The organism is Mesorhizobium sp. M7A.F.Ca.US.008.03.1.1 (genome assembly GCF_003997495.1).
Taxonomy (GTDB): domain Bacteria; phylum Pseudomonadota; class Alphaproteobacteria; order Rhizobiales; family Rhizobiaceae; genus Mesorhizobium.
On record NZ_RZRU01000007.1, the window covers coordinates 77435 to 97127 of the forward strand.

At 64.4% G+C, this 19693-nt stretch carries 11 protein-coding genes; 7 read left to right on the forward strand and 4 right to left on the reverse strand.

The window, feature by feature from the left end:
- Window positions 1–25 precede the first annotated feature (25 nt).
- On the reverse strand, window positions 26–901 hold the full coding sequence (gene aztB, locus EOA16_RS11565; RefSeq protein WP_109672416.1) for a zinc ABC transporter permease AztB: 876 nt from the start codon (window positions 899–901) through the stop codon (window positions 26–28).
- Window positions 901–1716 (reverse strand): zinc ABC transporter ATP-binding protein AztA, encoded by an 816-nt coding sequence (gene aztA, locus EOA16_RS11570; RefSeq protein WP_127258064.1) that lies wholly within the window; start codon window positions 1714–1716, stop codon window positions 901–903. Before aztA ends, aztB begins: the two co-directional genes overlap by 1 nt.
- A gap of 227 nt (window positions 1717–1943) precedes the next feature.
- On the opposite strand from aztA, the gene EOA16_RS11575 reads away from it, so the two are divergent.
- Window positions 1944–2288 (forward strand): RidA family protein, encoded by a 345-nt coding sequence (locus EOA16_RS11575; protein ID WP_127258066.1) that lies wholly within the window; start codon window positions 1944–1946, stop codon window positions 2286–2288.
- 143 nt (window positions 2289–2431) lie between these two features.
- On the opposite strand, the gene hutC is transcribed toward EOA16_RS11575, so the two are convergent.
- Both hutC and EOA16_RS11585 read right to left on the reverse strand, forming a co-directional pair.
- On the reverse strand, window positions 2432–3169 hold the full coding sequence (hutC, locus tag EOA16_RS11580) for a histidine utilization repressor (RefSeq protein WP_127258068.1): 738 nt from the start codon (window positions 3167–3169) through the stop codon (window positions 2432–2434).
- The gene (locus tag EOA16_RS11585) at window positions 3166–4518 is read right to left on the reverse strand and encodes a formimidoylglutamate deiminase (protein WP_127258069.1); all 1353 of its coding nucleotides are present in this window, start codon (window positions 4516–4518) and stop codon (window positions 3166–3168) included. Before EOA16_RS11585 ends, hutC begins: the two co-directional genes overlap by 4 nt.
- A 98-nt stretch (window positions 4519–4616) precedes the next feature.
- Here EOA16_RS11585 and hutI point away from each other — a divergent pair, with 98 nt between their 5' ends.
- The 6 genes from hutI (at window position 4617) to EOA16_RS11615 (ending at window position 19356) form a co-directional block, all read left to right on the forward strand.
- Entirely contained in the window at window positions 4617–5852 is a 1236-nt protein-coding gene (gene hutI, locus EOA16_RS11590; RefSeq protein WP_127258071.1) for an imidazolonepropionase, read from the forward strand.
- Complete coding sequence (gene hutH, locus EOA16_RS11595; RefSeq protein ID WP_127258073.1) at window positions 5849–7390, forward strand: histidine ammonia-lyase; 1542 nt, start codon at window positions 5849–5851, stop codon at window positions 7388–7390. Before hutI ends, hutH begins: the two co-directional genes overlap by 4 nt.
- Window positions 7390–8208: an N-formylglutamate deformylase gene (gene hutG / locus EOA16_RS11600; protein WP_127258075.1), complete on the forward strand. Its 819-nt coding sequence runs from the start codon at window positions 7390–7392 to the stop codon at window positions 8206–8208. The genes hutH and hutG overlap by 1 nt, the downstream gene beginning before the upstream one ends.
- 27 nt (window positions 8209–8235) lie before the next feature.
- Window positions 8236–9906, forward strand: a complete 1671-nt coding sequence (gene hutU, locus EOA16_RS11605) for a urocanate hydratase (protein WP_127258077.1) — start codon at window positions 8236–8238, stop codon at window positions 9904–9906.
- A gap of 12 nt (window positions 9907–9918) precedes the next feature.
- On the forward strand, window positions 9919–10506 hold the full coding sequence (locus tag EOA16_RS11610; protein ID WP_127258079.1) for a HutD family protein: 588 nt from the start codon (window positions 9919–9921) through the stop codon (window positions 10504–10506).
- Window positions 10507–10773: 267 nt separating this feature from the next.
- On the forward strand, window positions 10774–19356 hold the full coding sequence (locus tag EOA16_RS11615) for a glucoamylase family protein (RefSeq protein ID WP_127258080.1): 8583 nt from the start codon (window positions 10774–10776) through the stop codon (window positions 19354–19356).
- The last annotated feature ends 337 nt before the right edge of the window (window positions 19357–19693 follow it).

The following is a 19693-nucleotide window of genomic DNA, read 5'->3' on the forward strand; positions in this document are numbered from 1 at the left end:
CGGGTCTCCTTTTTGGGGCGGGGGATCAGGCCGTTCTGTGACGGTGGTGGATGATGCGTGCGCGCAGAATACCGCGCGTGCCAAACAGGATGGAGGCGAAATAGACGACGCCGGCCGACAGGATGATGGCCGGGCCGGACGGCAGCGACGCGTGATAGGACAAAAGCAGCCCGGCGACGCAGGATGCGAAGCCGATCAGCACCGCCAGCACGCACATCGGCTCGACGCGCACTGTCCAGAAGCGGGCGGCCGCAGCCGGCAGCATCATCAGCCCAACCGACAGAAGCGTGCCGAGTGCCTGGAAGCCGCCGACAAGGTTGAGCACGACAAGACCGAGGAAGATGAAGTGCACCGGACTGCCGAGCCGGCTGACCGAGCGCAGGAACAGCGGGTCGAGGCATTCGGCGACCAGTGCCCGCCAGAAGATGGCAAGGCTGACCAGCGTCACCGCGACGATGCCGCCGATCAGCGTCAGCGCTTCATCGTTGAGCGCCAGCACGGTGCCGAACAGCACATGCATGAGATCGACGCTGGAACCGCGGATCGACACCATAAGCACACCGATGGCGAGCGAAATCAGATAGAACGCAGCCATCGAGGCGTCTTCGCGCTGGATGGTGAAGCGCGAGACGGCGCCGGCGCCGAGCGCGACGATGACGCCGGCGATCAGGCCGCCGATGGTCATAGGCAGGATTTCCAGCCCGTAGAACAGGAAGCCGGCGGCGGCACCCGGCAGGATGGCATGCGCCATGGCGTCGCCCGACAGGCTCATCCGCCGCAGCATCAGGAAGACGCCGATCGGGCAGGCGCCGAGCGACAGCATCAGCGAACCGATCAGGGCCCGCTGCATGAAGCCGAAATCAGCGAAGGGCGCGATGAAAAGACCGTAAAGCGTATCCATCAGGCAGCCCTCGGTCCGATGCCATGCTGATGGTCCCGGTGGTCGTGATCATGGCCATGGTGCCCATGGCCATGATCGTGTTCGTCTGGCTCGCACCAGGGCGCATTCTCTTCCCAGGCTTCGTGGAAGCGGCGGGCGCGCAACAGGTTTTCCGGCTTTAGCGTTTCCCTGGTTTCGCCCCAGGCAATCGGCTGGCGGGCAAGCAACAGTGTTTCGGGGAAATTCTGCCGCACCAACTCGAGATCGTGGACCACTACCATTATGGTGCGTTCCTCGCCATGCCAGTGCTTGATCAGGGCAATAAGGTCGCCGACCGTCTTGGCGTCGACGGCGTTGAACGGCTCGTCGAGCAGGATGAGGTCGGCGTCCTGCAGCAGGACACGCGCAAACAGCGTGCGCTGCAACTGGCCGCCCGACAGCGTGTCGATCGGCCGCTTCTCGAAGCCGCCGAGGCCGACCGCCATCAGCGCCTTGCCGACGTCATAGCGATCTTCCCTGGTGTAGCGGCCAAGCAGGCCGCGCCGTGGCCACAGGCCGAGCGAAACCAGATCCACCACCCGCGCCGGAAAGGAGCGGTCGAGTTCCGATTGCTGCGGCAGATAGGCGGCGCGAACGCCAGGCGCGCGGATGACCTCGCCGGCCATCGGCTTCAGGACGCCGACAATACCTTTCATCAGCGTCGATTTGCCGGAGCCGTTGGCGCCGACGACAGCGGTCAGCGAGCCCTTGCGTATGATGCCGTCGAGATGATGGATTGCCGGATGGCTGCCGTAGCCAAGCGTCAGGTCGCGGAATGTCAGGCAGGTGTTTGTCATTCTGCGATCCGTGAGGGCGACGAAATCCGCTGCGGGCAGCGGCCGATTGGATATGTGATGTTATTACATTAGTCAACAAGCCAATCCGGCGGAATTGCGTCTGCAGGGTCAACTTGCCGTGTGTGGATATCATATGCCCTTGGCCCAAGGGGATTCGACCTTGCGACCTTGCCCGAAGCCGGCCGCGACTCTAAAGAAGCGCAACCGCCACAGGAAGGAACCATCAAATGAGCATTCGTCGCATCGATGTCGGCCCACGCATGAGCCAGATCGTCATTCACGGAGATACCGTTTATCTGGCCGGCCAGGTCGGTCAGCCGACCGGCAACGTCGCTTCGCAGACCAGGGATATCCTGGCGGCCGTCGACGAACTGCTGGCCAAGGCCGGTTCCGACAAGAGCAAGATCCTGCAGGCGATCATCTGGCTGGCCGACATGAGCACCTTTGTCGAGATGAACGCTGAGTGGGACAAGTGGGTGCCGCAAGGCAACACGCCGGCCCGCGCCACCGGCGAAGCAAAGCTCGCCACCCCGGAATATCTGGTCGAGATCATTATTACCGCTGCGATTTGAGTTTTTACCCTCCCCCTTGTGGGGAGGGTCGCTGCGAAGCAGCGGGGTGGGGGTCGGCGCCGGACCCCCACCCCGTCTCGCCACCATTGCTTCGCAATGCCGGCTCGCCGACCCTCCCCACAAAGGGGGAGGGTGAAGAAAGACTACCCCTGCGGCCTGAACCTTGCCACCAGCGTGTGGCTCTCGGCCGCATAGGTGAAGCGCACATGGGTGACCGGATGCTCGGCGCTCCATGTCCGTCGCTCGACCACCAGGCACGGCGCACCGGTCTCTATGTCGAGTGCGGCCGCGATATGCCTGTCGGCTGCGACAGCGCGAATCCGGTGCTCGGCTTCGCTCCACGGCACGCGGCCAATCAGCCATGGTCCTGGCGCGACGGCCATGAATTCCTCGTCTGCTGCCTCGGGCACGGCGATCAGGTTGATCAATCGCTGTTCATGCGCGAACGGCCGCTCGCCGGCGAAATGCCGGCACTCCAGCGCCAGCACCGGACCGGCGGTGGCAAGCTCCAGCAAGGCGCGATCCTCGGTATTGCTGCGCCTTTTGTGCCGCGCCACGCGCTCGTAGCGGTAGGGCAGGCCGAGCGCTTCGACCTCAATGCGGATATCGTGGATTTCCAGCACCGCCGCCTGCGACTGCGGCCGGCGCACAAAGCTGCCCGAGCGGCGGCGGCGCTCGATCAGTCCGGCCTTGGCAAGCTGTGACAGCGCCTTGTTCACCGTCATGCGCGAGCAATTGTATTGCACGCTCAATTCGTGCTCGAACGGGATGCGATGGCCGGGCGCCCAGGCACCGGACAGGATTTTTTCGTTGATGTCGGAAAGGATGCGCTGGTGCAGCGAGCCGCCGCCTTCCGCTTCCACTGTGCCGGCCATGCTCATGCCGAAAGCGCCCTCATGACGTTGCGAAACCGCTCAGCGATGGCCTCTCGCTTCGCATGCCTGCCGCCGCTGACCTGTTTGAGCCCATGCACCCAGACGCAGTCGACCTTGCTGCCATTGGCGAAGATCCAGGCGTCGAGGATTGCGTCACCGGTCTTGCCGGCCAGCGAGGGATTGCCTGCGTCGAGCGAGACGAGATCGGCCGACGCACCGGCGGCGATCGCGGAAGCACCGGCGCCAAGGGCGACGCTGCCACCGTCGAGTGCGGCGTCGAACAGCGCGCGGCCGGTCGAGCCGCCGGCGACCGCCAGCACATTGCGGGCGCGGTGGGCGAGGCGCTGCGAATATTCGAGCTGGCGCAACTCGTCGGGGAGGCCGATGAGCACGTTGGAATCGGAGCCGACGCCATAGCGGCCGCCATGTTCCCTGAACAGCGGCGCGGCAAAAGTGCCGTCACCGAGATTTGCCTCGGTGATCGGGCAAAGGCCGGCGATGGCACCGCTCCTGGCCATGGCAACGGTTTCAGCATCGGTCATGTGGGTGGCGTGGATCAGGCACCAGCGCTTGTCGACCTTGGCATGCCCAAGCAGAAATTCGACCGGCCGCGCGCCCGACCAGGCAAGGCAATCCTCGACCTCTTTCACCTGCTCGGCAATGTGGATGTGGATAGGCCCATCCGGCGCTAGGGCAGTCACTTCAATCAGTTCTTCCGGCGTCGCGGCACGCAAACTGTGCGGAGCGACGCCGACGACAGCCTGATTCACCGCGCGAACCGATTCGCGGCATTTCTCAACAAGCCGCGAGAACCGATTCACATCGTTGATGAATCGCCGCTGGCCTTCGTTTGGCGCGGCACCGCCGAAAGATGAGTGCGCATAAAACACCGGCAACAGCGTCAGGCCGATGCCCGTCTCGCCGGCCGCGGCCGCAATGCGTTCGGCCATCTCGGCGAGGTTGGCGTAGGGTTTTCCATCACGGTCGTGATGCAGATAGTGAAATTCGCCGACACGCGAAAACCCGGCCTCCAGCATCTCGACATAGAGTTGTGCTGCAACCGCCTCGACCTGATCGGGCGTCATCGACAGCGCGAAGCGGTACATCACCTCGCGCCAGCTCCAGAAACTGTCGGCGGAGGCGCCGCGAAGCTCGGCAAGGCCGGCCATGCCGCGCTGGAAGGCGTGGCTGTGCAGGTTGGGCATGCCGGGCAACAGGATCGCGTGGCGTTCGTCGCCGGCTGCCGCAGCGGCACCAGGCTGAACGGCTGCAATGCGTCCCTCGGCCAGGGTGATCCGCACATTGTTGCGCCAGCCATTGGGAAGGAGCGCCTGTTCCGCAAAGATCGCTGCCACTTTTCTCTCCGGTTCTCTGTCTCTCATGCGATGATGGCACTTGCAGTGCGTTTCAATATGTATATACATAATCGTCATCGATTGAAACGGAAAAGATGATGGCTGGACAGAGCAAAAGCCGGGCAGGGGATCTTCGTCTGTGGCGCAATGCGCGGCTCGCGACCATGGCCGAAGGATCTGCCGGACTTGGCGTCGTCGAACATGGCGCGGTCGCTGCGCGTGACGGCCGCATTGTCTATGCCGGCCCCGAGTCGGAGCTGCCCCCGACGCTTGCCCAGGGCGCCGAGACGGTCGATTGCGAGGGCCGCTGGATCACACCCGGCCTGATCGACTGCCACACCCATCTGGTCCATGCCGGCAACCGCGCCAACGAATTCGAGATGCGGCTGGCCGGTGCTACCTATGAAGAGGTCGCCCGGGCTGGTGGCGGCATTGTCTCCTCGGTCAAATCCTTGCGGGCCGCCAGTGAAGACGATCTGGTCGCGCAATCACTGCCGCGCCTCGATGCGCTGATCGCCGAGGGCGCAACCACGGTCGAGATTAAATCGGGCTACGGCCTCGACCTCGAAAACGAGAAAAAGTCGCTGCGTGCCGCGCGGCAGTTGGGCAACCAGCGGCCGGTGACGATCCGCACCACCTTTCTCGGGGCTCACGCGTTGCCGCCGGAAGCCAAAGGTGACAAGGACGCTTTCATCGATCTGGTCGCCAAGGAAATTCTCCCATCGGTTGCCGCCGAGGGACTGGCCGATGCCGTCGACGGTTTTTGCGAGGGCATCGCCTTTTCGCCGGACCAGATGGCGCGCGTCTTCGATGCCGCCAGGGCCGCCCGCCTGCCGGTCAAGCTCCACGCCGACCAGCTGTCCAACCTGCATGGCGCCGAACTCGCCGCCCGTTACGGTGCGCTGTCGGCCGACCATCTCGAATACACCGATGAGGCAGGTGCAGCGGCGATGGCCAGGGCAGGGACCGTGGCGACGATCCTGCCCGGCGCCTACTATTTCATTCGCGAAACCAAGAAGCCGCCGATCGGCCTGTTTCGCCAGCACGGCGTCAGGATGGCCGTCGCTACCGACAACAACCCCGGCACCTCGCCGCTGACTTCGCTGCTTCTGACCATGAACATGGCCGCGACCTTGTTCGGCCTGACCGTCGACGAATGCCTTGCCGGCGTCACCCGCGAGGCGGCCCGCGCCCTTAGTTTGCTGAGGGAAACCGGCACGCTTGAGGTCGGAAAATCCGCCGACCTGGCGATCTGGGACATCGAGCGCCCCGCCGAACTCGTCTACCGCATGGGCTTCAACCCGCTGCATGCCCGCATCTGGAGAGGACAATGACCGAACTGACCCTGAAGCCCGGCAATGCGACGCTGGCGGACTGGCGCGCCATCTATCGTGGCGCCGTGCCCAAGCTGGACGATGCCTGCCAGCCGAAAATCAAGGCGAGCGCCGAGGCCGTCGCCAGGATCGTTGCCAAGGGCGAGCCGGTCTATGGCATCAACACCGGTTTCGGCAAACTGGCCAGCGTCCGCATCCCGGCCGAGGATCTCGAGACCTTGCAGCGCAACATCGTGCTGTCGCACGCCGCCGGCGTCGGCGAGCCGATGCCGGTTGCTGTCTGCAGGCTGATGATGGCGCTGAAGCTCGCCAGCCTGGCGCAGGGCGCCTCCGGCGTGCGGCCGCAGACCATTGAATTGCTCGAAGCAATGCTGGCCAACGACGTCATCCCGGTGGTGCCGGCGCAAGGCTCGGTCGGGGCGTCGGGCGACCTTGCCCCGCTGTCGCACATGACGGCGGTGATGATCGGCGTCGGCGAATGCTTTACCCCGCATGGCCGTTTCCCGGCCAAGGTCGCCTTCGTCTCGCATGGGCTGGAGCCGGTGACATTGGGCGCCAAGGAAGGCTTGGCGCTGCTCAACGGCACCCAGTTTTCGACCGCCTATGCGCTGGCCGCCTTGTTCGAGGCCGAAGTGCTCTACCAATCGGCGCTGGTCGCCGGTGCCCTGTCGACCGACGCGGCAAAAGGCTCCGACGCCCCCTTCGATCCCCGCATCCATGTGCTGAGAAAGCATCCCGGCCAGATCGAGACGGCTGACGCCCTGCGCAATCTGATGGCCGGCAGCGCCATCCGTGAATCACATCGGGTTGGCGACGAACGTGTGCAGGATCCCTATTGCTTGCGCTGCCAGCCGCAGGTGATGGGCGCTGCACTGACCGTCCTGCGCCAGGCGGCCGACACGCTCGGCACCGAGGCCAATGGCGTCACCGACAATCCGCTGATCTTCGCCGAGGATGACACCGCACTTTCCGGCGGCAACTTCCACGCCGAGCCGGTGGCCTTCGCCGCCGACATGATCGCGCTCGCCGTCTGCGAGATCGGCTCGCTGTCGGAACGCCGCATCGCCATGCTGGTCGATCCAGCACTTTCGGGCATGCCGGCCTTCCTGACGCCCAAGCCCGGCCTGAACTCCGGTTTCATGATCCCGCAGGTGACCGCGGCGGCCCTTGTCTCGGAGAACAAGCAGAAAGCCTATCCGGCCAGCGTCGATTCGATCCCGACTTCGGCCAACCAGGAAGACCACGTGTCGATGGCCGCGCACGGCGCGCGCCGGCTGATCGGAATGGTCGAGAATGCCACCGCGGTCATTGGCATCGAATTGCTCGCCGCCGCGCAAGGCTGCGACTTCCATGCGCCGCTGGCGTCGAGCGATGCCCTGGAGGCCGTGCGCAAGCTGGTCCGGGCCGAGGTGCCGCATCTCGACAATGACCGGCATTTCCACCCCGACATGGAAAAGGCGATCGCCATGGTGCGCAGCGGAGCGACCATCAAGGCCGCCGGCGCGATAGCGCTGCCGTCGATTTCCGGAGCCATGTGATGGCAAGCACGCCCTGGCTCACCGTCACGCCCGGTACCGCCCCGCTGCTGGTGTCGATCCCGCACACCGGAATCGATCTCGCCGGCCTGGAGAACCGGCTGGTGTCGCCTTGGCTTGGCCGCCGCGACTGCGACTGGTGGATCGACAAGCTTTATGATTTCGTAGGCGATCTCGGTGCGACTGTCGTGCATACGGCGATCTCTCGCACCGTCATCGACGTCAACCGCGATCCATCCGGCGCCTCGCTCTACCCCGGCCAGGCGACGACCGGCCTGTGCCCCACCGAGACTTTCGATGGCGATCCGCTCTACCGCGAAGGTGAAGAGCCAGGACCTTCAGAAGTTGATGAGCGGCGCGAGAAATTCTTCGTGCCCTACCATGCCGCCTTGCAGGCCGAGATCGACCGGTTGCGTGGCCTGCACGAAAAGATCGTCCTCTATGACTGCCACTCGATCCGCTCGGTGCTGCCGCGCCTGTTCGAGGGCACGCTGCCGGTTTTCAATCTCGGCACCAATGACGGCAAGAGCGCCGATCCGACGCTGCAGGCGATGGTCGGCCAGATCATGGCCGAGACCGGGGAGACCTTTGTCGTAAACGGCCGCTTCAAGGGCGGTTGGATCACGCGCCATTTCGGACAACCTCAAGATGGCGTGCATGCGCTGCAGATGGAGCTCTCCAACCGTGGCTACATGCGCGAGCCGGAGGGTAAGGGCGAGCCCGACAATTGGCCAGTGCCCTATGACGCCGAGTTCGCAGCACCGATCCGCGCCACGCTGCGGAAAATTCTCGAGACCGCGACATCCTGGGCGCGCGGCTGACATCAGGTCCTTTTATGGAGTGACGCCATGAACAATCCTCGCCACAACATCCGTGAAGTCCGCAGTCCGCGCGGCACCGAAATCAGCGCCCGCTCCTGGCTGACGGAAGCGCCGCTGCGCATGCTGATGAACAATCTCGACCCGGACGTCGCCGAAAACCCCAACGAGCTGGTCGTCTATGGCGGCATCGGCCGGGCGGCGCGGACCTGGAACGACTTCGACCGTATCGTCGCCTCGTTGAGGACGCTAGCCGATGACGAGACTTTGCTGGTGCAGTCGGGCAAGCCGGTCGGCGTGTTCCGCACCCATCCCGACGCGCCGCGCGTGCTGATTGCCAACTCCAATTTGGTGCCGCACTGGGCGAATTGGGAAAAGTTCAACGAGCTCGATAAGAAGGGGCTGATGATGTACGGCCAGATGACGGCCGGCTCGTGGATCTACATCGGCACGCAAGGCATCGTGCAGGGCACCTACGAGACCTTTGTCGAGGCCGGCCGCCAGCACTATGGCGGCAATCTCAAGGGAAAATGGATCCTGACCGGCGGGCTCGGCGGCATGGGCGGCGCCCAGCCGCTCGCCGCCGTCATGGCCGGCGCCTGCTGCCTGGCCATCGAATGCAATCCGGACTCGATCGATTTCCGCCTGCGCACCCGCTACGTCGACGAGCGCGCCGACTCGCTCGACGAGGCGCTGGAAAAGATCGAACGCTGGACCAAGGCCGGCGAGGCGAAATCGGTCGGCCTGCTCGGCAATACGGCCGAGATCGTCCCGGAAATGTTCAGGCGTGGCATTCGCCCCGATATGGTCACCGACCAGACCTCGGCGCATGATCCCATCAACGGCTATCTGCCGAAAGGCTGGACGATGGCTGAGTGGCGCGAGAAGCGCGTCAGCGACCCCAAGGCAGTCGAGAAGGCAGCCCGCGCCTCCATGCGCGAACATGTCGAGGCGATGGTGGCGTTCTGGAACGCCGGTGTGCCGACGCTCGACTATGGCAATAACATCCGCCAGGTAGCCAAGGAGGAGGGGTTCGAGAACGCCTTTGCCTTCCCCGGCTTCGTGCCCGCCTACATCCGTCCGCTGTTCTGCCGCGGCATCGGCCCTTTCCGATGGGCAGCTCTGTCAGGCGATCCTGAGGATATCTACAAGACCGATGCCAAGGTACGCGAACTGACGCCCGGCAACACCCATCTGCACAATTGGCTCGACATGGCGCGCGAGCGCATCGCTTTCCAGGGCCTGCCGGCGCGCATCTGCTGGGTTGGCCTTGGCGACCGCCACAGGCTCGGCCTCGCCTTCAACGAAATGGTGGCCAAGGGTGAGCTGAAGGCGCCTGTCGTCATCGGCCGCGATCACCTCGATTCCGGCTCGGTCGCCTCGCCGAACCGCGAAACGGAATCCATGAAGGACGGTTCGGACGCGGTGTCCGACTGGCCGCTGCTCAACGCGTTGCTCAACACGGCGTCCGGCGCCACTTGGGTGTCGCTGCATCATGGCGGCGGCGTCGGCATGGGCTTTTCCCAGCACGCCGGCATGGTCATCGTCGCCGACGGCACGCGGGACGCAGCAAGGCGCCTGGAGCGGGTGTTGTGGAACGACCCGGCAACCGGCGTCATGCGCCACGCCGATGCCGGCTACGAGATCGCGGTCGAATGCGCCAAGGAGCATCAGCTCAACCTGCCCGGCATTCTCGGCTGATTGGCTGAGCCGATGCGCATCCTGCGGGCAGCCGAATACCGGTCGATGCCGTGGAAGAACGGGGGCGGGGTGACGACGGAAATCGCCGTCTCGCCCACGGGTGCCGGGCTCGACGACTTCGACTGGCGCGTGTCGATGGCGCGTGTCGAATTGAGCGGGCCGTTCTCGCAGTTTGCCGGCATCGATCGCACCCTTGCCGTGCTTGAAGGCGAGGGCATCGTCCTCGAGATCGCCGGCTGGCCGCCGACATCCATAAACAGGACGACCGCCCTGTTTTCTTTCCCGGCCGACGTGGAGACCTCGGCCGCGCTGATTGGCGGACCGATCACCGATCTCAATGTCATGACCCGCCGAAGCCGGATGACGCATTCGGTCGAACGCCTGGTGATTTCGGCCCCCGCGGAAATCCGCACTGAAGCCGGCACAACGCTCATCCTGTGCTTGAACGGCGACGTCAGCGTGCCCGCCGCCGAACCGGTTCGCCTCGGGCCGCTCGACACGCTGCTGTCCGGTCCGGCCAGCACCAGCCTGCTTGTCCAACCCGCCCATGAGGCAACCCTGTTCGTGATCCGGATCGGCGCCATCGCCGGCAACGATTAACGCTTGTTTCCAAACATGATCGCGGTGCCAGTGAAATATAGCGTAAGCTGCTGGCGGCATCACGAAAAAGCCTGAATCCTCTCCGCCGATCTGGCTTGGCGGGAAGTGGGGTGCTTGTCTTTGAGTTTTGCTGAGAGACGACGCCCTGTCGTGGTGCGGAAACAAACTTTCGGCAAGTGGGGTTTATGCAACCAATTGCATTTGAACCGGTTTTAGGGCCATTGCCGTGGCGGTGACGCCGCTCAGTGCCCGCTTACGGAATTTTCAATGAATATTCAGACGAATCCTGCCCAAATCGAGAAGACAAGCGCGAGCTTCCCGGCCATAACGGAAGAGCCGATCCGCTCCAACTACCTGCCCGAAGAGCGCCTTCGGCTGCTCGGTGAAAGCCTGGCAAAGGGCGACCTCACCGATCTGTTCGGCCTGACGCCCTTCGATTTTCAGGCGCGTGTTCGCGACAGTGCCAAGAAGATCCTGGAAGTCTACCGTTCGACCAATGCGGCGCAGGCGAGGGGCGAGACGATCACGCCGGCGGCACAATGGCTGCTCGACAACAATTATCTGGTCGAAGAGACCATTTTCCAGGTCAAGCGCGACCTGCCGAGCCGCTTCTATCGCCAGTTGCCGACCCTGAAACTACCTGACGGCGGCAGCGTGCCGCGCGCGCTTGCGCTCGCCTGGACCTATGTCGCGCATTCGGACAGTTCCGTTTCGGCGACGATGTTCAAGTCCATCGTCCAGGGTTTTCAGTCGGTCGAGCCGCTGAAGATCGGCGAACTCTGGGCGCTGCCTTCGCTGTTGCGCTTCGTCCTGATCGAAAATCTGCGACGGCTGGCTGTCCGGGTCAACCGAACCCGTCAGATGCGTCAGATTGCCAACGATGTGGCCGACAAGGTCCTGGCCACCGACGACAGCGCCGACCGGCAGTCGATCCTGTCCAATTTCAGCGCCCACGCGCAGGACACCACCTTCGCCACCCAGCTGCTCTACCGCCTGCGCGATGGCTCGCAGAATGCCGGCAAGGCTCTGGAATGGCTGGAAGGCGAGCTCGAAAAGACCGGCTCCGATGCCGAGGAAATCATCATTTCCGAACATCACACGCTGTCCAGCGGCAATGTGACGACGGGCAACATCATCCGCGGCCTGCGCCTCATCAACGACGTCGATTGGACGGTGTGGTTCGAAGGCGTCAGCCGCATTGACACCGTGCTGCGCGAGCGCACCGATTTCGCCGCGCTCGACTTTTTTTCGCGCGATCAGTACCGGACCGCGATCGAGGAATTGGCGCGCCGTTCGAACCTTTCGGAATATCGCGTCGCCGAGAAGGCTATCGAGTTGGCCGGCCACGCCGCCAGCGATGGCGACGGCGACGTCGTTTTAACCGGGTCCGCCCACGCCGATGTCGGCTTCTTTCTCGTCGGCCCACGCCGGCTCGAGCTGGAGAAGACGATCGGCTATCGACCCACCATCAGCCAGACGGTCAAGCGTGCCTTCCGCAAGACCGGGTGGCTCGGCATCGTCGTACCGGTGTTTGCGCTGACGGCCCTGCTTCTCGTCCTCTCCGGCAACGCCCTTGCCAATCTCGGCCTGTCGGTGCCCTCGATCGTCCTGATGCTGGCGCTGTTTGCCGTGCCGGCCAGTGAGGGCGCGCTCGCCTTCTTCAACACGGTCGTTTCGCTCTTCCTGAAACCGACGCGCCTTGTCGGCTACGATTACCGGCACGGCGTGCCGCCCGAGGCGCGCACGCTGGTGGTGGTGCCGTCGCTGATCGGCTCGCGCGACGATGTCGAGGAAAACATCCGCAATATCGAAGTGCATCATCTCGCCAACACGGCCGATGAAATCCATTTCGCGCTGCTGTCGGACTGGCCAGACTCGAAGACCGAGATCGATGCGGCGGATACCGAAATCCTCGAATTCGCTCGCGCCGAGATCGCCCGTCTCAACGCCCGCTATCCCTCCGAAGGCGCGCCGCGTTTCTACATCCTGCACCGGCGCCGGCTCTTCAATGCGGCTCAGGGGTCCTGGATGGGCTGGGAGCGCAAGCGCGGCAAGCTGCACGAACTCGACCTTCTGCTGCGCGGCGACAGCGACACCACGTTCCTGCCGCCGGACGTGCCGCTGCCGGAGAACGTCGTCCACGTGATGACGCTCGATGCCGACACGCGCACCACCCGTGACGCGGTCGCCACCCTCGTCGGCAAGCTCTGCCACCCGCTCAACCGCCCGCATTTCGATGCAAGCAAGCGCGTCGTCACCGCCGGCTACGCGATCCTGCAGCCGCGTATCACCGCGTCGCTGACATCAGGCGACGACGCGTCGTTTTTCCAGCGGGTCTTTTCGGCCAATCGCGGCCTCGACCCTTATGTCTTTGCCGTGTCCGATCTCTACCAGGACGTCTTCGGCGACGGGTCCTTCACCGGCAAGGGCCTCTATCACGTCGACGCCTTCGAGGCCGCACTGCAGGGCCGCATCGAGGAAAACACCATCCTCAGCCACGATCTGCTGGAGGGCGCGCTGGCGCGCGCGGCACTGGTCACCGACGTCGAACTGGTGGAGGACTATCCGACCCGCTACTCGGTCGACGCCTCGCGTCATCATCGCTGGGCGCGCGGCGACTGGCAGTTGCTCGGCTTCATGCTCAATCCGCGATCCGGCGTGCCGGCCCTGTCGCGCTGGAAGATGATCGACAATCTGCGCCGCTCGCTGACGCCGATCTTCTGGGTGATGGCGGCGATTGCCGGCTGGACGCTGCTGCCCTTCACGCAGGCCGCGCAATGGCAGGCGCTGCTTATCCTCAGCCTGTTCATGGCGCCGACATTCGACATCGTCAACGCCATCCTGCCCAAGAGCGGCGACCAGACGCCACGCGGCCATTTCTCGGCCCTTGCGCGCGACGTCGCCTTCGGCACCGCCATGGTGGCGCTGAAGGTCGTGCTGATGGCGCACAACGCCTGGATGATGGGCGATGCCATCGTGCGCACCCTCTACCGGCTGTTCGTCAGCCGCCAGAACCTTTTGGAATGGCGCACCGCCTCGCAAGCGCACAAGGCGGGCGACAACGATGTCGGATCGTATTACGGCATGATGTATGGTGCCGTGATCATCGGCTTCGTCGGCCTTGCCATTCCGGTGCTGGCCGATTCGACCGGCGCTTTCGTTGCTTTCTTCTTCGCCCTGTTCTGGATTGGCTCGCCCGCCATCGCCAGCTGGATCAGCCGTTCGGCTGAAACCGAGGATCGGCTGCGCATATCGCAGGCCGACATCCATACTTTGCGCACGGTGGCGCGGCGCACATGGCATTATTTCGAAAGCTTCGTGACGGCGGAGCATCACCATCTGCCGCCCGATAATTTCCAGGAAAGCCCTGCGCCGGTCGTCGCACCTCGCACCTCGCCGACCAATATCGGCGTCTACCTGCTGTCCGTCGTTTCTGCCCGCGACTTCGGCTGGATCAGCCTGTCCGACGCCATCACCCGCATCGACGCCACCATGGCCACGATCGAGGGCATGCCGCGCGAGCGCGGTCACCTCTTCAACTGGTACGACACGACGACACTGAAGCCGCTTTATCCGCTTTACATCTCGGCTGTCGACAGCGGCAATCTCGCTGGCCATCTGGTGGCGGTGGCGGCGGCCTGCGCCGAATGGGCGGAGGCGCCCTCCGTCCATCTCCAGGGCGATTTCGAAGGCATTCTCGACACCGTCACCATCCTCGGCGAAAGCCTCGATGATTTGCCCGACGACCGCCGTCAGTTGCGCCCGCTGCGCCAGCGCCTCGCCGACCGTCTCGACGGCATGCGGCGCGCTGTCGACACCATCAAGGCGCAGCCCGAAATGGCGTCGATCCGCACCATCAACCTGGCTGTGCTGGCCGGCGAAATCCGCAAATTGGCCACCGCCATCCATACCGAGGCGGTGTCGCCCCAGAGCGACGTCATCGTTGACTGGGCGGCAAGGCTGGAAGCCACCTGCGAAGCGCACGTCCATGACGCGCACAGCGACGACAATGCCGTCGAGGCGCTGCGTGCCAAGCTGCTCACCTTGCGCGAGCGCACGCGCCGCTATGCCTTCGAGATGGATTTCTCCTTCCTGATGCGGCCGGAGCGCAAGCTGCTGTCGATCGGCTACCGGGTCGAGGAACACCAGCTCGACGAAAGCTGCTACGACCTTCTGGCTTCCGAAGCGCGGCTGACCAGCCTGTTCGCCATCGCCAAGGGCGACCTGCCGACCGAGCACTGGTTCCGGCTTGGCCGGCCGATCGTCGAAATCGGTTTCCAGGGCGCTCTCATGTCCTGGTCCGGCTCGATGTTCGAATATCTGATGCCGCCGCTGGTGATGAAGGAGCCGCAGGGCTCGATCCTCAACCAGACCAGCAAGCTGATCATCAAGCGCCAGATTCAGTATGGCCGTCAGAAGAACGTGCCGTGGGGCATTTCGGAGGCCGCCTACAATGCGCGCGACCGCGAATTGACCTACCAATATACCAATTTCGGCGTTCCAGGCCTCGGGCTCAAGCGTGGCCTCGGCCAGAACACGGTGATCGCGCCTTACGCCACCATACTGGCGGCCCAGTTCAATCCGCGTGAAGCCGTGCTGAATCTCGCGCGATTGCGGGAGATCGGGGCGCTCGGCCGCCACGGCTATTACGATGCCGTCGACTTCACGCCGCAGCGCGTGCCGGAAGGCACGGATCATGTCGTTGTCCAGAACTACATGGCCCACCATTCGGGCATGTCGATCGCGGCGGTTGCCGACGCCATCTTCGAAGGTCGCATGCGCGACCGCTTCCACAGCGATCCGGTCATCGAATCGGCCGAACTCTTGCTGCAGGAGAGGGCGCCGCGCGACATTCCGACCGCGACCGTCAGGACCGAGGCCGACGAACGCTCCAAGGACGAGACCGAAGTCGACAGCCCCGACACCCGCATCGTGCTCAATCCGCTGCAGTCGCTCCGGTCGACCAACGTCATGTCGAACGGCCGCTATTCGGTGATGGTCACCGCGACCGGCTCGGGCTACAGCCGCTGGGGCGATCTCTCCGTCACACGCTGGCAGCCGGATCCGACCGAGGACCGGCTCGGCTCCTACATCTTCCTGCGTGACGCAGGCTCAGGCGACTGGTGGTCGGCTACAGCCGAACCGAAGCGCGCCGCCGAGGAAAAGGCGCAGACCTTGTTCTCCGACGACAAGGCGAGCTTCGTCAAATCGGTGGGCACGTTGCGCTCCGAGGTCGAATGCATCGTCATCTCGGAAGGCAATGGCGAGGGCCGTCGGGTCACGCTCTACAATGACGGTCCGTCCGACCGTCACATCGAAGTGACCTCCTTTGCCGAACTGGTGCTCGGCCTGGAGGCGTCCGACAACGCGCATCCGGCCTTCTCGAAGATGTTCGTGGAAACCGAAATCTCTGCGAACAACGCGGCCATCTTCGCCACGCGGCGCAAGCGCGAGACCAGCGAGCCCGATATCGCCATGGTGCATTTCGTCACCGATCCGTCCGGATCGGCGCGCGATGCCGAGGCCGAGACCGACAGGCGCGCCTTCATCGGCCGTGGCCGTACCATCGTCGACGCAGCCGCTTTCGACCCGGACGCCAGGCTAGGCGGCCACTCAGGCTTTACGCTTGATCCCGTCGCCTCGCTGCGCCGCCAGGTGCGCGTGCCGGCCAACAAGAAGATATCGCTGACCTTCTGGACAGTCGTCGGCGCCGGCCGTGCCGAACTGGACGAAGCCATCGCCCGCCTCGACCATCCGGAGAGCTTTGCCCGCCAGGCCATGCTTGCCTGGACGCGCAGCCAGGTGCAGACCCGCCATATGGGCCTCAGCCTGACCGATGCCGCCAATGTGCAGAAGCTGGCGCGCTATCTGATCTATCCGGATCCGTTCCTGCGTCTTCCCGCTGAATCCATCGCCTCGGGGCTGGGCAAGCAGTCGAGCCTGTGGCCGACAAGCATTTCCGGCGATTTCCCGATCTTCCTGGTCCGGATCGGCGACGTCGCCGATCTCGAAATCGTTGCCCAGGCGCTGCGTTTCCAGGAATATATGCGTACCCGCGGCATGATGATCGACTTCGTCGTCGTCAACGAGCAGGCGTCCTCCTATGTTCAGGACCTGCAGCGGGCGGTCGAGACGCTGTGCGAAAACAGCCGTCTGCGCGGCAAGGAGCTCGGACCTCGCCAGCACATATTCGCGGTGCGCCGCGATCTCATGGACGAAACCACCTACAAGACGCTGCTCGCTGTCGCCCGGGTGGTCCTGCACACGCGCAACGGCACCATCTTCGACCAGATCGAGCGCGCCGAGGCGGCGGCACTGCAGGCGCGGGACGCCCTGGCAGCATTGCCGATTCCGCGTGAATTGCCGTCACCGACGTCCACGACGCATACTCCTGCCTCGCAGGCGGTGGCCAATGTCAGCGCCGATGGAAGCGGGCTCAGCCAGTGGAACGGCTTTGGCGGCTTCGACGGCGACGGGCGGCACTATGTCGTGCGCCTGGCCGGCCGGCGCACGACGCCGCAGCCTTGGATCAACGTCGTCTCCAATGCCTCGTTCGGCTTCCACACTTCCGCCGAGGGCGCAGCCTTCACCTGGAGCCGAAACAGCCGCGATTATCAGTTGACGCCGTGGTCGAATGATCCGGTCTCGAACCGGCCGGGCGAGGGCCTCTATATCTACGATCAGGCCAGCGGCAAGGCATTCTCGCCGCTCGCCGCCACGGTGCGCGATCCCTCGATGACCTACGAGGCCTGGCATGGCCAGGGCTTCTCGACCTTCCGCTCGAAGCGCGGGCCGTTGTCGATGGACCTTACCCATGTCGTCGATCCGGTCGATCCCGTGAAGATTTCGCGGCTGCGCATCCAGAATTCCGGCTCGGTGCCGGCGCGGCTGCGTGTCTATGCCTATGCCGAATGGGTGCTCGGCGGGCATCGGTCGCGCACGGCGGCAACCATCGTCCCGTCGCGGGACGCCGCCACCGGTGCGTTGCTGGCACAAAATCCGTACGGGCTCGATTTCAGCGAGCGGGTGGCCTTCCTCGCCGCCGACGGCGGCGTCCATTCGGTGACGACAGACCGGTCGGAGTTCCTCGGCCGGCATGGCTCCAGCGAGCTTCCGCAGGCGGTGCTGAGTGGTGCAGCGCTATCAGGCCGTGTCGAGGCCGGTGACGATCCGTGCTCGGCGATTGCCCGCGACGTCGAGATTCCGGCTGGCGGCGACGTGACGCTGCTCTGGCTGCTCGGCGATGCCGAGTCGGTCGAGGAGGCGAGCGCGCTGGTGCAAGAGCATCGGGTCAAGGATTTCGACCAGCGATTGGCCGACAATGAGCGCGAATGGCGCGGCTTCCTCGACACAATCCAGGTCGAGACGCCGGACAAGGCGCTCGACGCCATGGTCAATCACTGGCTGCCCTATCAGAGCCTGGCCTGCCGCATCCGTGCCCGCTCGGCCTTCTATCAGGCCAGCGGTGCCTTCGGCTTCCGCGACCAGTTGCAGGATACGCTGGCATTGCTGGCGCATGACCCGCAACTGGCGCGCGACCAGATCCTCAACGCGGCGCGGCGGCAATTTCCCGAAGGCGACGTGCAGCACTGGTGGCTGCCGCGCACAGGTGCTGGCGTGCGCACGTTGATTTCCGACGACGTGGTCTGGCTTGCCCACGCCACGGCGCGCTATTTGCTGGTCACCGGCGATGCCACCATCCTCAAGGAGCAACTGGCCTTCATCGACGGACAGCCGCTGGGCGAGGGCGAGCACGATTCCTTCTTCACCCCGGAAATCTCGAAGAAGACGGCGTCGCTCTACGACCATTGCGCGCGTGCGCTCGATCTCGCCATCAAGCGCAGCAGCCCCGCGGGCCTGCCGCTGATCCTCGGCGGCGACTGGAACGACGGCATGAACCGCGTTGGCGAGCACGGCAAAGGCGAGAGCGTCTGGCTCGGCTGGTTCCTGTTGAAGACGCTGGGCGATTTCGCCCCCGTCGCCAAGTCCGAGGGCGACGCCAAGCGAGCACAGGCCTGGGCAAAGCATGCCGATGTTCTGAAGCGGGCGCTTGAGAGCACCGCATGGGACGGCGAATGGTACCGGCGCGGCAGTTTCGACGACGGCACCCCTTTGGGGTCTCGCAACTCGCAGGAGTGCAAGATCGACTCGATCGCCCAGTCCTGGAGCGTACTTTCGGGAGAGGGCGATCCGGCACGGTCGACGACGGCGATGGAGCAGGCCACGAAGCTGCTCGTCGACGACAAGCTCAAGATCGTCAAGCTGTTCACCCCGCCCTTCTCGAAGACGGAGAAGGACCCGGGTTACATCAAGAGCTATCCGCCCGGCGTGCGCGAGAATGGCGGCCAGTACACCCATGCGGCCACATGGTTCGTCATCGCGCTCGCCGAGATGGGACAGGTCGACGAGGCCTATCGCTGTTTCTCGATGCTGAACCCGGTCAACCATGCGACCGACGAGGCCTCGGCCGAGCATTATCGTGTCGAGCCCTATGTCGTGGCGGCCGACATCTATGCCGGCGACGACAATGCCGGCAACGGCAAGGGCGGCCGTGGCGGCTGGACCTGGTACACCGGCTCTGCCGGCTGGCTCTACAGGGCGGCTGTCGAAGGCATTCTGGGCATCGAGCGGCGCGGCAAGCGTGTCCAGTTCAAGCCGAAACTGCCAAGCCACTGGGAGGGGTACTCGGCCAACCTCAAGATGCTGGGGGCGGAACTCAGGGTTCGCGTCATTCGCGACAATAAGGCCAAGGCCGTGTCGCTGGAGGTGAATGGGGCAAAGACCAAGGGTTCGGCTGTCGAGCTGAAGGAAGGCGAAGTTGCCGAGGTGGTCATCAGGATCCCGGCCTGATGCATGTTGCCCAAAAAGCGTGCTTTCGGGGCTGAGGCCCCGGGGCGCGACTTTTGTCACCACGGCGGGATGCGAGGCACCGTCCCGCCTGGCGTCATTATCTGTCGGTTGAAGGACATGCCGCCGCGAAGTCCATGAAATCAAAGGCTTGAGGCGCCCCCTATGGTTCGCCACGCGCAGTGAGGGTTTGGCCACCCTTCGCCTTGAGGGGCATCCTGCAGCTTTGTTTCGCCCTATACTTCACGAGATGCGATTTTCGGCCTTAGTCATCCGCCCGACATTGTTGCTGATTAAAATTGTGGCAGCACATGCCAACTGCCATGATTTCGCCGCATGC